Raw genomic sequence first — 13,542 nt, 5'->3', positions numbered from 1 at the left:
GCCCCGAGCGGACAAGGAAGAAGGTGTTTGTCGTGACAGCACGCTCGGCGCCCGACGACGCCCCTGCCCCTACGTCGAACGGACACAGACCGGCCGGCCGCCCCACCGAGAAGCTGCTGTCCAAGGAACTGATGACGACGGCGGCGCTCGGCCTGATCGAAGCGCGCGGCTATGAGGGACTCACTATGTCCGGCCTGGCCCGGAGCCTTGGCGTTGCCCCGTCGGCGCTGTACAACCACGTGGCCTCCAAGCACGACGTCCTGCTGCTGCTCCAAGACCACCTGATGGCCCGCGTCGACGTGGCTGCCTTCTCCGAACTTCCGTGGCCGGACGCCGTGCGCCGCTGGGCCTGGTCCTACCGCGACGTCTTCACCCATCACGCCCCGCTGATTCCGGTCATCGCGGTGCTGCCGGTGACCGGCGCTCCGCACACGCTGGCCATGTATGAGGCGGTTGCCGCCGGCTTCCTGCAGGCGGGCTGGCCGGAGCCGCAGGTGGTCCCCGCCATCGTGGCCCTGGAGTCCTTTATCTTCGGTTCGGCCTTCGACGTGACGGCGCCCGCTGACATCTTCGAATCCGGCGAGCTGGCCGCGGCGAACCCGGTCTTCACCTCCGCCGTGAGGTCGCAGGATACCGGTACCGCCGGGTCCGCAGCCGACGCCGCTTTCCAGTTAGGGCTTGAGGCCCTGATCGCCGGCCTGCAGGCGCAGCTCAAAGCCGCCCAGTCCGCCTAATCCCGGCGCGGCGGGCCTGACTCCCGTGCCCGGGCTGGACACTCTCCGGTTTCCCCTGCGTCGCCTCATCGACTGTTCAGATAACGCCGTTTTCAGGCTCGAAAAGGGCGTTATCTGAACAGTCGTTTTTTCTGGAGCCGGAGACCTGCAGCAGAAGGCGGGGAGGGTCCGTGGGCGGCAACCGGCGCACAGCTTCGGTGTCTCGACGGGCGCCATCTTTCCGCAGCTAAAACCATTAATCCGCAGCGAAAGTGCATCGTTTACCCACACTTCGAAGCATTCCGCTTCGAGAGTCACAGGATTGCCAAAAGCCAAGCTGAAAGGGCGAATCCCGTTGCTAATTTTCTTGAGGAGCTGGCGAGGTGCCAGCCGGGCGCTGGCAAGAAATGCTAGCGATTCATACGCACAGGAGTTCTCATGCTTTCCATCATCGCCACCCTTCAGACCCTCGGCTTCACCGTCAAGAACCGCCTTCAGCGCGAGGAAACCGGCGCCACCGCCGTTGAATACGCCCTCATGGTCGGCCTCATCGCCGTCGCGCTCATCGGCGGCCTGACCATGTTTGGACCGCAGCTCGGCAGGTTCTTTGAGAACCTCGGTGGCGAGCTGGGTATCGCCGAAATTGCAGGTGAAGCTGCCTGATAATTCGCCGTTTGTTCCCTTAGGACCATCAAGCGAATTGTGGTTTGGGGACGGTTACGCCTTAGCGCAACCGTCCCCACTCCTGGATCCCAGAAAGCGCAGGACACATGAAGCGGATGAAATCAGAACGAGGTGCGGCAGCCGTCGAATTCGCCCTGGTTCTTCCGCTCCTGCTGCTCTTGTTGCTCGGGATCATTGAGTTCGGGCGGGTCTACAATGCCCAGATGCAGCTAACCGCGGCCGCCCGGGACAGCGCCCGGGTCATGACGATCGGCAACCCGGCCGCTTCCGTAGCCGAGGCCCGGGCGGCGGCGATTGCCTCCGCTCCCGCGCTGAGTCCGCGGATCGCGCCGGAGCAGGTGGCCATCAGCGTCTCCCCCAGCGCCACCGGCGTGTGTGCGCCCGGCTCGGTCGCCACCGTCACCATCAGTTACCCCCTCAGTTTTCTGTCCGGCATCTTCGGTGCCGGCATCACCTTGACCGGCAAGGGAGTCATGCAGTGCAGCGTCTAAAAGACGAACGCGGCGCCACCGCCGTCACCACCGCCATCTTCATGGTGGTCCTGCTCGGCATGGTTGCCGTGGTGGTGGACATCGGGGCCCTCTACTTTGAACGGGCGCAGTTGAAGAACGGCGCCGACGCAAGTGCCCTGGCCATTGCGCAGAACTGTGCGGCGGGGAACTGCAGCATGGATTTCACCGCTCTCGCCTCCTCTTTGGCCTCCCAAAACGCGAACGACAACATGGCCGACGCAGCCGTGGAACTGGACGCTGCGGCCGGCCGGGTGACTGTCGCCACCAGCACGCTGGGATCGGAGGGGCACTTCATCGCCCAAGCTTTCGCTCCCATTCTTGGGCTGGACGACACTGCAAGTCTGACAAGCCAGTCCCAGGCCGGCTGGGGCGCTCCCGTAGCCGGGAAATCAATCCTCCCCATTGCCATTTCCTACTGCCAGTTCGCCGGCATGCTCGATAAAGGCCTGCAACGGGTGGACTTCAACCCGAGCGCCGGAACATCCCATGGGTGCTCCAGTTCAACGCTGCCCGGCAGCACCGGCGCCGCTTACACAATTCCTGGCGGCTTCGGCTGGCTCAAGCAGGATCCGGCCCGTCCGTGCCAGGCCAGGATCAACATCGGCGCAACCGGGCTTCCAGGCTTCCCCGTCGATCCGGAAATCGCCAGCGACACAGGCAACGACGTGCCGTCCTCCTGCAAGCAAACGAACCTACTACGGCAGATTGCACACACCACGGTGCTGCTGCCCCTGTACGACAAGGCCGGCGGCACGGGCACGAATGCCTGGTACCACATCATCGGTTTCGCGGCCTTCAAGGTCACAGGCTGGAACTTCAGCAGCACGGCCTACAACAATCTCAGCCCCGCGTCCGTTGCCTGTACCGGCAACTGCAGGGCACTCATCGGCGAGTTCGTCACCTTCGTGACGCTCGACGCCGGTGAGCAAGACTTCATCTTCGGCGGTGCCCCGAATGTTTTCGGCGCCTCCCTCGTGACCCTCGTGCGCTAGGAGCACTCTCGGTGAAAAGAAGAATTATCGGCGCAATGGCCGCCCTGCTGATGGCCGCCGTCGGAACCGTGATGGTGCTGTCCTACATCGGCGGTGCCGATCAGCGAGCACTGGCGGGCACTGAAAGCGTGGAGGTTCTCGTCGTGGCCGAGCCAGTTCCCGCCGGCACCCCGGCCGAACAGCTCAGCGCCTACGTTTCTACCGAACTTATCCCGGCCAAGATCGTGGCAGCCGGGGTAGTGACGGACCTGCAGAAGCTGTTTGGACAAGTAGCGACCGTGGATCTGCTGGCCGGCGAACAGTTGATGTCCGAGCGCTTTGCGCTCCCTGCAGACCTGCAGGATCCGGGAACGGTGGCCGTGCCCAAGGGTATGCAAGAGGTGACCATCTCCCTGGAACCGTCGCGCGTGGTGGGCGGGCAGTTGGCAGCCGGAGACACGGTAGGCGTTTTCATCTCCATGGAAGACGGTCCTGGAAACGTTGGAGCGGTCACGCACCTAGAGCTCCACAAGGTGCTAGTAACCAGAGTCCAGGGGGTTGCCGTCGCCCCGGAAGCGTCCGATGCATCGGCAACGGTTCCGGCGAACAATGTGCTGGTCACGCTGGCGATCACGGCAGCCGACGCCGAAAAGATCGTGTACGCCCAAGAATTCGCCCGCACCTGGCTCTCGAAGGAGCCGACTGATGCCAGCGAAAAGGGAACGCGCTTGGCGGACAAGGATGAGGTGTACGAATGAGCCGCTACGTATTGGTCGGCACCGATCAGGACTTTGAGCAGCGGTTCGCTGCTGCGGCTGTCGGATCATTGGCCGGCCAGACCCACCTGTGGGACGGGACAGGTCTTCCCACCGAGCCCAATGATGTTCTTTCCGTGCTGCCCAATCCGCAGCTACTGGATGCCGTGGTGTTGGGAACGGGGTTACCCATTGAACAAGCACTGGATTTGGCCGCCGAGTTTGAATCGCAGCGGCCCGAGGTGTCGGTGCTGCTCGTCGCAGGGGCGAGCGCCGACGTCGTCCTGGCCGCTATGCGGGCCGGTGTCCGGGACGTTGTCGCTCCCGTTGCCTGTGTCCGGGACATTGCCGCACTGCTCCACCGGGCGGTCCGCAGCGCAACCCACCGGCGGCGCAATGTACCGTCCGTCGAGGGTCAGTCCACCGACGGGCGCGTCATCGCCGTTGTTTCTCCTAAAGGTGGTGCCGGCAAGACGACCGTTGCCACCAACCTCGCAGTCGGACTGGCCGCAGCTGAGCAGCAGACCGTGATTGTGGACCTTGACCTGCAATTCGGCGACGTTGCCAGCGCCCTCTGCCTTGACCCGGAGCATTCCCTGGTGGACGCGGTGCAGCCGGGCGCGCAGAAAGACAACATGGTGCTCAAGTCCTATCTGGCCCGGCATTCCAGCGGCGTGTATGCGCTGTGCGCGCCGCTGTCGCCGGCGGATGGGGACGAGATCACCGCCGAACAGGTGTCGCAGCTGTTGAACCAGCTGGCCGGCCAGTATGCGCACGTCATCGTCGATACGTCCCCCGGCTTATCCGAGCACACGCTAGCAGCATTGGACCGGGCCACCGACTATGTCTTCGTCGGCGGCATGGATGTGCCGAGCGTCCGCGGCCTCCGCAAAGAGCTTGAAATCCTGCGCCAACTGGGCATGGAACCGCTGACCCGGCACATCGTCCTGAACGCGGCAGATCCTCGGGACGGATTGACCCGCCGCGATGTGGAGTCGACGCTCGGCTGCAAAGTCGACGACGTTATCCCCAATACACGGGCTGTCCGGATTTCGACCAATCAGGGCGTGCCGGTGCTCGAGAACGCCCCGCGTGATCCTGCCGCCCGCACGCTGCAGAAGATCGTCAACCGTTTTGCCCCCGTCCAAACCCGCGCCCTCCAGCGCAGCGCCCGCCACCGGAGAGGAAAGTCATGAACCTTGCAGAACGCCTCCACGCCGTCCACGGCACTGCCCCCGCGCCCGTGATGGTGCCCCACGCGGCTGCGGAAGCTCCGGCTCCGGCCGAGGCCGAGTCCGCCGTCCCGGCTGCCCCCAGTGCGACCGCTGCGAAGCCCGCCATACCCAGTCGGAGCGCCCAGCCACCCCACCAGCCGCCGGCTCAAGATGCCCTGGGGAAGATGAAGGAACGTGCCAGCACGGTCCTGTTCGAGCGCATCGGCTCCCGGTTACTGGATTCTTCGCTGGATGAGGACAAGCTCCACCACCTGGTGCAGCAGGAGCTGACCAAGGTGGTTGAGGAAGAGGAAATTCCGCTCAGCCACCAGGAACGCCAGCGCCTGATCCGTGAAGTCAGCGACGATGTGCTCGGCTACGGTCCGCTGCAGCCACTGCTGGAAGACCCTGACGTTTCCGAAATCATGGTCAACGGGCCGGACATGGTGTACGTGGAACACCGCGGCAAACTGGCTCTTAGCGCCACCAGTTTCCAGTCTGAAGAGCAGCTGCGCCGGGTCATTGAACGCATTGTCTCCAGAGTCGGACGCCGGATCGACGAGTCCTCCCCCCTGGTCGACGCCCGGCTGGCGGATGGGTCCCGTGTCAATGCCGTTATCCCTCCGCTGGCCGTCAACGGCTCGTCCCTGACCATCCGGAAGTTCGCCGCCGACCCATTCCAAGTCCAGGACCTTATTGGCTTCGGGACCCTGTCACCGGAGATGGCCAAGCTGCTGGACGCCTGTGTCCGGGCAAGGCTGAACATCATCGTCTCCGGCGGTACCGGTACCGGCAAGACCACGTTGCTTAACGTGCTCTCCTCCTTCATTCCAACCGGCGAGCGCATCGTCACGATTGAGGATGCCGTGGAACTGCAGTTGCAGCAGGACCATGTGGTCCGGTTGGAAAGCCGCCCGGCCAACATCGAAGGCAAAGGCGCCATCACCATCCGCGACTTGGTCCGCAACTCCCTGCGCATGCGTCCGGATCGGATCGTTGTCGGCGAGGTCCGCGGCGGCGAGACGCTGGACATGCTCCAGGCGATGAACACGGGCCACGACGGCTCTCTGTCCACCGTCCACTCCAATTCTCCCCGGGATGCCATTGCCCGGTTGGAAACCCTGGTGCTGATGGCCGGCATGGACCTGCCGCTGCGCGCTATCCGGGAACAGATTGCCTCGGCGGTGGACGTCATTGTCCAGCTGACGCGCCTGCGCGACGGCACCCGTCGGGTCACGCACGTGACCGAGGTCCAGGGGATGGAGGGTGAAATCGTCACCTTGCAGGACGCCTTCGTGTTCGATTACAGCGCCGGCGTTGATGCCAATGGCCGTTTCCTAGGGAAGCCGGTTCCCACCGGGGTGCGGCCGCGGTTCACCGACCGCTTCCGTGAACTGGGCATTGAACTGCCTGCCCAAATCTTCGAACCGGCCGGACCAGCGCGGACCAAGGGAGCAATCCGATGAGCCCGGCCCTGCTGATTGCCGGCATCCTGCTCTGCTACGGAGCTTTGGCGCTGCTGGCCACGACGGTGCTCGGCGTCCGATCGGTACGGTTAGCGGCCTCCCGCCGGGGTGCGGCCAAACCGGCCAGCTCCGGCCTGAGCACCCTGGCCGCGCGGACCACCGCCATGATCGAAGGAGTGCTGGCTCGCCGCCGGGAGGCCTCGGGCCTGGCTGCTGCCATTGAGGCGGCCGGGCTGACGCTGGCTCCGGCCGAACTAGTGGTCATGGTCCTTGCCGGTTCCGCGGCCGGGGCAGCGCTGGGACTACTGCTGGCCGGTCCGGTGGCGGCCCTGCTGCTGGCCGCTGCCGCCCCCGCTGCCGCCAAGGCGCTGCTGGTTATCCGGGCAGGTCGGCGGCGGGCGGCGTTCGCGGACCAACTCGACGACTCGCTGCAGTTGCTGGCCAGTGGCTTGCGCGCGGGACACAGCCTGCTGCGTGCCGTGGATGCGGTATCCACCGAATCCCCGGCCCCGACATCCCAAGAGCTCCGGCGCGTGATCAACGAAACCCGGTTGGGACGCGACCTCGGCGATTCCCTCCGCGACACCGCCGACCGCATGGGCAGCCAGGATTTCCACTGGGTGGCCCAGGCAATCGATATCCACCGCGAGGTCGGTGGCAACCTGGCCGAGGTCCTGGACCAGGTCAGCGGCACCATCCGCGAGCGCTCCCAAATCCGGGGCCAGGTCAAGGCGCTCAGCGCCGAGGGCCGGATCTCGGCCTTGGTGCTGATGGTTCTGCCGTTCGCTCTGGGTGGCTTCCTGCTGGCGGCCAGCCCGGGCTACCTGGACAAGTTCACCCAGAGCCCGCTGGGCTTCATGCTCCTGGCGGTCGGCGCAGGCCTGCTGGTCACCGGTGGGCTGTGGCTGCGCAAAGTCGTCAGCTTCAAGTTCTAATGCACGCCCCGTTGGAAGGAGTCGTCCCGTGCCGTTGATCATGTTGATTGCCGCAGCAATCCTGTCGTTGTCGCTCCCGCTGCTGGCCTGGTCCATTGTCGGCGGCAAGAACCCTCAGCAGACCGCTATCCGGGCCAACCTCACCCGGGGCTTGTCCGGGGCCCGTGCCGCCAAACGCCAACACCACAACCGTTTTGAGGCCTTGGCCCGCAGGTTCACGCCCGGCAGCTTTGCCGCACGTTTGGAACGCCAACTGGCCCTTGCCGGCCGGCCGGAAGCCTGGCCGCTGAAACGGCTCATGATGGCGAAGATCGTCCTGGCCGCCGCCGGAATCGCCGTCGGCGTCTTTTATCTGGCAGCCGCGCCCACGGCAGGGAGCTTCGTGCTGGCGGCGGCCATCGCCGTCGTCGCATATTTCCTGCCGGATTTGCTGCTGCACAGCGCCGGGCAGAAGCGTCAGCAGGTCATCGGCGAAGAGTTGCCGGACACCTTGGACCAAATGACCATCGCGGTCGAAGCCGGACTGGGTTTCGACGCGGCGGTGGCCAGGGTCGGGCACAATGGCTCGGGGCCGCTGGCCTCCGAACTGGTCCGGGCACTGCAAGACATGCAGGTAGGCCGGTCGCGCCGCGAGGCCTACGAGTCCCTGGCAGGCAGGACCACCTCGAAGGACCTGCAGCACTTCGTCCGCGCCGTCATCCAGGCAGATGCCTATGGCGTATCCGTCTCCGCCGTGCTCCGGACGCAGGCGGCGGAGATGCGCGTCAAGCGCCGCCAGCGGGCCGAAGAAAAGGCGATGCAGATCCCGGTCAAGGTGGTCTTCCCGCTGATGTTCTGCATTCTCCCGGTTCTTTTCATCGCGCTCCTCGGCCCCGCAGCGCTGAACATCATCGCCACGCTCGGCGGATGACTCCTGCGATGTCCAGTTGTTGGCCGCCTCAGCAAACCCGCAGCATTAGCCAAGGAATCCGGAAGAACCGGAGTACTTCCAGCAGCCAGAAAGTAGTCTCGAAAGATGTCCACCCCGCCCCAACCGCCACCGCTCACTGACCCGATGGCTCTGCATTCGACTGGGTCTGCGCCGGAGGCCGTCATGATTCCCACCGGCCAGCACCAGATGCTGCCGCTGGTTGACCGATCGGTGGTCGATGATCTGGGCGAGGGGCTGGCTGACCCAGGCATCGCACAGGCATTGGTCCGGGACTTTGCCGATGCCTGGCACACACGCTTCCAGTGCCTCGAGACGGCACTCGAGAGCCAGGATCGGGCCGATTCCCTTGATGCGGTCCTCAGCATCAAGACCTCGTCAATGATGGTGGGTGCCAGCCAGCTGGCATGCGTGTCCAGCCAGGTGGAAGCCCAGGTCCGGGCCGCCGACTACAGGGGGGCCACCGCGGCCCTGCCTCTGGTCGATCGCTGCGGCACGGCGACTGTGAACGAGCTCCGGAAAGCGCTCGACGACGGGGAACGCTCCGCTACGCCCGCCGCTCAGGCGCCAGACGGTAACCGATTCCCCGCACCGTAACCAGCCAACGCGGACGGTGCGGGTCTTCCTTCAGTTTGCGGCGCAGATTGCCCACGTGGACTTCGATGGCGCGCTCGTCGGCTTCGCTGATGTAGGAGTCTTCGGGGTAGTAGTCGCCGCGAACGACCTTGACGAGCTCGGCCTTGGACCGCACAGCACCCCGGCTGCGCAGCATCTCTTGGAGGACGTTGAACTCGCTTCTGGTCAGGCGCAACTCGTCCCCGTCAAGCGAAGCGGTGCGCCGGTTCGAATCGAGGGCCAGCCCGTTGTGCTCCAGTAGGTTCTGGTCAGCGGCCGGCGCTAGGGGAGCCACCGGAGCACTTACGGCAGACAGCTCCAGCGGATGTGGATTCCGGGGGCGGCGGAGCATCGCGTGGATCCTTGCGCGCAGTTCACGGGGCCGGAACGGTTTGGTGACGTAGTCGTCGGCTCCCAGTTGCAGGGCTGTCAGCGTGTCCAGCTCGTCACTCCTACTGGTGACCATCACGATGTAGCAGTTGCTGAACTGGCGGATGCGGCGGAGCACTTCAAAGCCGTCGATGTCGGGCAGTGCAACGTCCAGCGTGACCACGCTGGTGACTCGTCGTCGAACCGCTTCAATTCCTTCCCGGCCGTTTGTTGCAGCATGGACATCAAACCCAGACTGCAGGAGGACCGCGCACACCAGATTGCGGATGTCTACGTCGTCTTCGATGACAACCGCCGCACCAGGATCACTCATCTGCATCTCCTCCTTCACGGTCCGGACGAGACCGATGCCTTAAGGGCTTTTCGGTCTCTGCAGAAGGCCAGATTTCTGATACTGCTAGAGGTTAATCGATTCCACTTATCGAGCTTATGCCCAGTGGCGGTGCAACGAAAGGGTGACCAGTTATCCGCAGACCCGAATTGTCCCCGCCACTAGGCCTCCTGACCAGCGGGTGGCACCGGTGACGGTGGTGTTACCGCTGATGCTCGCCGCCGCCGGAGCTGTCGCCGGATGGTCGGCTTTTCCGCTAGCACAGCAAGAGAAAAGGACCAGCCTTCCGGCCGGATGGCGCTGGGCTTTAGCTGCTGCCACTGGCGCCGTCTGCGCCATCACGGCTTTAATCCGCGAACCAGCAGAGATACCTGCTTTCGCCCTACTTGCCGTCCTAGGGTTGCTGCTGGCCGCTGTCGACCTACGGCACAAGCTGCTGCCCAACCGCCTGGTCTTGCCATTCTTCGGACTGGCGTTGGTTCTGCTGGTCATCGCAGCCCTAGCTGCCCCCGAGCGGCAGCTGTTGATGGCCGCCCTGTTGGGCTCGCTGACGATGTTCGCCTTCTTCCTGCTGGCAGCCCTGGCCAAACCCGGCGGGATCGGAATGGGAGACGTGAAGCTTGCTGCGGTGGTCGGTCTGTACGCAGGCTACGAAGGCTTTGCCGCCTGGATGGCCGTCCTGTTGGGAGCTTTCCTGCTCAACGCCGCGGCCATCATCGTGCTCATGCTGGCCCGGAGACTCAAACGGGATTCGGACATCCCCTTCGGACCCTCGATGATCGCCACCACGATCTTGGTCTCGCTGACCAACCCGCTGGTCATGTAGACGGGTTTACAGCAAACGGCGGGCACCGTCGGCCGGACGCACGGTGAACAACTCGGGTTGCCGGAAGCCGCGCGCCGCGAAAGCCCGCAAGACCGCATCCCGCACCGCATCCACGTCACCCGCCGGAACCAGGGCGGTGGCTGAACCGCCGAATCCCCCGCCCGTCATCCGGGCGCCGAGGGCGCCGCTGTCCCGGGCAGCATCCACGGCCAAGTCCAGCTCGGGACAGGAGATCTCGAAGTCGTCGCGCATGGAAACGTGGCTGCCTTCGAGCAGCGGGCCGATGGCCGCGGGCCCCTCGGCGCGCAGCGTCCGAACGGTCTCCACCACCCTCTGGTTCTCGGTCACGATATGCCGGGCGCGGCGGAAGGTCTCATCGTCGAGCAACTGCTGCGCTTCCAAAAGCCGGTCGGGCGACACATCGCGCAGCAGCGGGATACCCAAGGCTTCCGCGGCCCGGCTGCAGGAGTCGCGGCGGCTGGCATAGTCTCCGGTGGCATGGGCGTGCGTCACCTTGGTATCCATGACCAGGCAGGCCAGGCCGGCGGCGTCCAGGTCCAGCGGTACCAGCTGGACCTCTTCGCTGCGGCAGTCCAGGAAGACGGCGGACCCGGCGGAACCGAACAGGGAGGCGTACTGGTCCATGATGCCGGTGGGGGCGCCCACCATCTCGTTCTCGGCGCGACGTCCGACCGCGGCCAGTCCGGCGCGGTCGAACCCCCGGTCCGGCCCGGCCTTGCCCTCCGGCTCGGCCCTGCCACCCCGTTCACCCAGTTCGGTCAGTTCCGTCAGGCCCACCGCGACGGCGCACTCCAGCGCCGCGGACGACGACAACCCGGCGCCGACCGGCACGCCGGAGTCCACCAGCAGGTCGAAGCCGGGCAGCTCCACCCCGGCCTGCTCCAGCGCCCAGGCCACGCCCAGCGGATAGGCCGCCCAGCCGGTCACGCTGCCCGGACGCAGGCCGTCCAGGTCCACTTCCACGGCCTCGGTCCCGGACAGGGCGGAGGCAACCCGAACGGTGCGGTCGGCACGGACGGCGAGCGCCGCCGTCGTTATTTTGTCGATGGCGAACGGCAGCACAAAGCCGCCGTTGTAGTCGGTGTGCTCGCCGATCAGGTTCACTCGTCCGGGGCCGGCCCACACGCCCGCGGGCGCGCGGCCGAACCGTGCGGCGAAGGCGTCGGCGGTGCGGGCGGCCAAGGCGTCGGCGCTCATTGCCCGCTCCCGGTGCCTGCGCCATTCCCGCTGCCCGCATCGCGCAGCGCCGCGGCGACCTGTTCGGGCAGCGTGTCATTGATGAAGGCGCCCATCGCGGCCTCGGAACCGGCCAGGTACTTGAGCTTGTCGGCCGCCCGGCGCGGCGAGGTCAACTGCAGGTGCAGGTAGCCCGACTCGCGCAGCGCCGGATCCAGGGGCGCCTGGTGCCACGCGGCGATGTAGGGCGTGGGGCTGTCGTAGAGCGCGTCGAAGCGTCCCAGCAGCCGGGGGTACAGCTCCGCCAGTTCGTCCCGCTCGGCTCCGGTGAGCCCGGCCAGGTCCGCCACCTGCCGGTGCGGCACCAGGTGCACCTCCAGCGGCCAGCGCGCGGCGAAGGGCACGTAGGCGCTGAAGTGCTCGCCCTCCAGAAGCATCCGCGAGCCGTCGGACCGCTCCCGGGCCAGCACCGATCCGATCAGCGTCTCCCGCCCGCCGGAAGCGGCAAAGTGCCGCTGTGCGGCCGCCGCCATCACCGCCCCACGCGGCGGCAGGTAGGAGTAGGCATAAATCTGCCCGTGCGGGTGGTGCAGCGTCACGCCGATCTGCGCCCCGCGGTTCTCGAAGCAGAACACCTGCGCCATCCCGTCCAGCGCGCTCAGTGCCGCGGTCCGGTGGGCCCACGCGTCGATCACAGTGCGCACGCGGCGGAACTCCAGCCCGCCGAACGATCCCGTGTGCGCCGAGGTGAAGGAGACCACCTCGCAGCGCCCGCCGGCGGTGTAGGCCCGGCCCCACTCGGGGTGTTCCGGTACCGTCGGCAAGTCCGGGCCAAGCGAGGGAAACCGGTTCTCGAACACGGCCACGTGATAATCCGCGGCCGGGATCTCGGAGGCGTACTCGGGCGTGCTCGGGCACAACGGGCAGGCGTCGGCCGGCGGCAGATACGTTCGGGTCTGCCGGTGCGCGGCCAGCGCCACCCACTCCCCGGTCAGCACGTCGTAGCGCAACTCCCCGGCCGGCGGCCGCCCGGGGAGATCCCGGGTGTCCTGCGCGGCCCGCAGAACCGGCTGCGCGCCGTCGTCGAAATACAGCAGTTCCCGTCCGTCCGCCAACCGGGTGCTGGTCACCGCGGTGACCGGTTCTCCTTCGGGCACAACGACGGCGGTGCCCGCCGTGGGCGCGTTGTGTTCCGTCACGCCCGCTCCCCCGTTCCGGAGGCCACCAGCAGGTTGACGCCGAGGTCGGCATAGCTTGAGCGGACCTCGTCCGGGATGCCCGCGTCGGTGATCAGCGTTTCCACCGCGGCCAGCGGGACGATCGGGGCGAGGGCGCGGATGCCGAACTTGGTGTGGTCGGCCAGCACCACCAGACGGTCGGCCGACTCCGCGAGCGCGGCGTTCGTGTCCGCCTCGGCCAGGTTGGGCGTGCTCAGTCCGCCCTCGGGGTGGATGCCGTGCACACCCAGAAAGCAGATGTCCACGTGCAGCGACCGGATCGCCGACGTGGCAACGGGACCCACCAACGCCTCGGACGGCGTGCGCTCGCCACCGGTCAGGATCACCGTCGCCTCGCCGCCGGTGGAGCGCCGGGCCACGTCCGCCCCGGTCAGCGAGTTCGTGACCACAGTCAGCCCCTCCAGTCCCGTGAGCAGGCCGGCCAGGCAATACGTGGTGGTGCCGGCCGAAATGGCGATCGTGGCGCCGGGCCGCAGCAGTTCCCGGGCAGCCCGGCCGATGGCCAGCTTCGCCTGCCGCTGCCTGCCCAGATTCACGCTGAATCCCGGTTCCGCCTCCTGCGTGCCGCGCAGCCTGGTGGCGCCGCCGTGGACCTTGCGCAGCACTCCTTCGCCGTCCAGCGCATCGATGTCCCGTCGCACGGTCATCTCGGAGACCTTCAGCGTGTGGGCCACCTCGGAGACGCGCACGGTTTCGCGGACGCTGAGTTCCTGCAGCAGATAGCGCCGCCGTTCCGGTGCCAACATGGACGGGCCTCCCACAGATCG

15 protein-coding genes are annotated in these 13,542 nt (G+C 66.4%); 11 read left to right on the top strand and 4 right to left on the bottom strand.

Translation table 11 applies throughout. The annotated features are described in order from the left end of the window. Window positions 1-32: 32 nt before the first annotated feature. The 10 genes from AC5RWT_RS01245 (at window position 33) to AC5RWT_RS01200 (ending at window position 8,775) form a co-directional block, all read left to right on the top strand. The gene (locus AC5RWT_RS01245; RefSeq protein ID WP_494044503.1) at window positions 33-734 is read left to right on the top strand and encodes a TetR/AcrR family transcriptional regulator C-terminal domain-containing protein; all 702 of its coding nucleotides are present in this window, start codon (window positions 33-35) and stop codon (window positions 732-734) included. Between the two features lie 417 nt (window positions 735-1,151). Beyond that, window positions 1,152-1,376 carry a Flp family type IVb pilin gene (locus tag AC5RWT_RS01240; RefSeq protein ID WP_494078799.1) on the top strand — a complete coding sequence of 75 codons (225 nt, stop codon included), beginning with the start codon at window positions 1,152-1,154 and terminating at the stop codon, window positions 1,374-1,376. 116 nt (window positions 1,377-1,492) lie between these two features. After that, window positions 1,493-1,888 carry a TadE/TadG family type IV pilus assembly protein gene (locus AC5RWT_RS01235; RefSeq protein ID WP_494078798.1) on the top strand — a complete coding sequence of 132 codons (396 nt, stop codon included), beginning with the start codon at window positions 1,493-1,495 and terminating at the stop codon, window positions 1,886-1,888. Next, window positions 1,876-2,901 (top strand): pilus assembly protein TadG-related protein, encoded by a 1,026-nt coding sequence (locus AC5RWT_RS01230; RefSeq protein ID WP_494078797.1) that lies wholly within the window; start codon window positions 1,876-1,878, stop codon window positions 2,899-2,901. Before AC5RWT_RS01235 ends, AC5RWT_RS01230 begins: the two co-directional genes overlap by 13 nt. An 11-nt stretch (window positions 2,902-2,912) precedes the next feature. Continuing rightward, window positions 2,913-3,638, top strand: coding sequence for a Flp pilus assembly protein CpaB (gene cpaB, locus AC5RWT_RS01225; protein WP_494078796.1), 726 nt, complete (start codon window positions 2,913-2,915; stop codon window positions 3,636-3,638). Further along, window positions 3,635-4,831, top strand: coding sequence for a CpaE/TadZ family protein (locus AC5RWT_RS01220; protein ID WP_494078795.1), 1,197 nt, complete (start codon window positions 3,635-3,637; stop codon window positions 4,829-4,831). Before cpaB ends, AC5RWT_RS01220 begins: the two co-directional genes overlap by 4 nt. Beyond that, window positions 4,828-6,315 (top strand): TadA family conjugal transfer-associated ATPase, encoded by a 1,488-nt coding sequence (locus tag AC5RWT_RS01215; protein ID WP_494078794.1) that lies wholly within the window; start codon window positions 4,828-4,830, stop codon window positions 6,313-6,315. The genes AC5RWT_RS01220 and AC5RWT_RS01215 overlap by 4 nt, the downstream gene beginning before the upstream one ends. Beyond that, window positions 6,312-7,250, top strand: coding sequence for a type II secretion system F family protein (locus AC5RWT_RS01210; RefSeq protein ID WP_494078793.1), 939 nt, complete (start codon window positions 6,312-6,314; stop codon window positions 7,248-7,250). The genes AC5RWT_RS01215 and AC5RWT_RS01210 overlap by 4 nt, the downstream gene beginning before the upstream one ends. 28 nt (window positions 7,251-7,278) lie before the next feature. Continuing rightward, the gene (locus AC5RWT_RS01205) at window positions 7,279-8,160 is read left to right on the top strand and encodes a type II secretion system F family protein (RefSeq protein ID WP_494078792.1); all 882 of its coding nucleotides are present in this window, start codon (window positions 7,279-7,281) and stop codon (window positions 8,158-8,160) included. 105 nt (window positions 8,161-8,265) lie between these two features. Then, window positions 8,266-8,775 (top strand): hypothetical protein, encoded by a 510-nt coding sequence (locus AC5RWT_RS01200; RefSeq protein WP_494078791.1) that lies wholly within the window; start codon window positions 8,266-8,268, stop codon window positions 8,773-8,775. Here the strand turns inward: AC5RWT_RS01200 and AC5RWT_RS01195 are convergent. Further along, window positions 8,726-9,496, bottom strand: a complete 771-nt coding sequence (locus AC5RWT_RS01195) for a response regulator transcription factor (RefSeq protein WP_494078790.1) — start codon at window positions 9,494-9,496, stop codon at window positions 8,726-8,728. The genes AC5RWT_RS01200 and AC5RWT_RS01195 overlap by 50 nt on opposite strands. Before the next feature lie 208 nt (window positions 9,497-9,704). On the opposite strand from AC5RWT_RS01195, the gene AC5RWT_RS01190 reads away from it, so the two are divergent. Then, the gene (locus AC5RWT_RS01190; protein ID WP_494078789.1) at window positions 9,705-10,340 is read left to right on the top strand and encodes a prepilin peptidase; all 636 of its coding nucleotides are present in this window, start codon (window positions 9,705-9,707) and stop codon (window positions 10,338-10,340) included. Window positions 10,341-10,346: 6 nt separating this feature from the next. On the opposite strand, the gene galK is transcribed toward AC5RWT_RS01190, so the two are convergent. The 3 genes from galK to AC5RWT_RS01175 are packed head-to-tail and all read right to left on the bottom strand — an operon-like array spanning window position 10,347 to window position 13,521. Further along, window positions 10,347-11,558 (bottom strand): galactokinase, encoded by a 1,212-nt coding sequence (gene galK / locus AC5RWT_RS01185; protein WP_494078788.1) that lies wholly within the window; start codon window positions 11,556-11,558, stop codon window positions 10,347-10,349. Continuing rightward, on the bottom strand, window positions 11,555-12,736 hold the full coding sequence (gene galT / locus AC5RWT_RS01180) for a galactose-1-phosphate uridylyltransferase (protein ID WP_494078787.1): 1,182 nt from the start codon (window positions 12,734-12,736) through the stop codon (window positions 11,555-11,557). The genes galK and galT overlap by 4 nt, the downstream gene beginning before the upstream one ends. Further along, the gene (locus AC5RWT_RS01175) at window positions 12,733-13,521 is read right to left on the bottom strand and encodes a DeoR/GlpR family DNA-binding transcription regulator (RefSeq protein WP_494078786.1); all 789 of its coding nucleotides are present in this window, start codon (window positions 13,519-13,521) and stop codon (window positions 12,733-12,735) included. The genes galT and AC5RWT_RS01175 overlap by 4 nt, the downstream gene beginning before the upstream one ends. Between the last annotated feature and the right edge of the window lie 21 nt (window positions 13,522-13,542).

The sequence above is a fragment of the Arthrobacter sp. Dra40 genome, from assembly GCF_059091905.1.
Note: the sequence above shows the minus strand (reverse complement) of the source record. Positions and strands in the feature narration are given on the sequence as shown.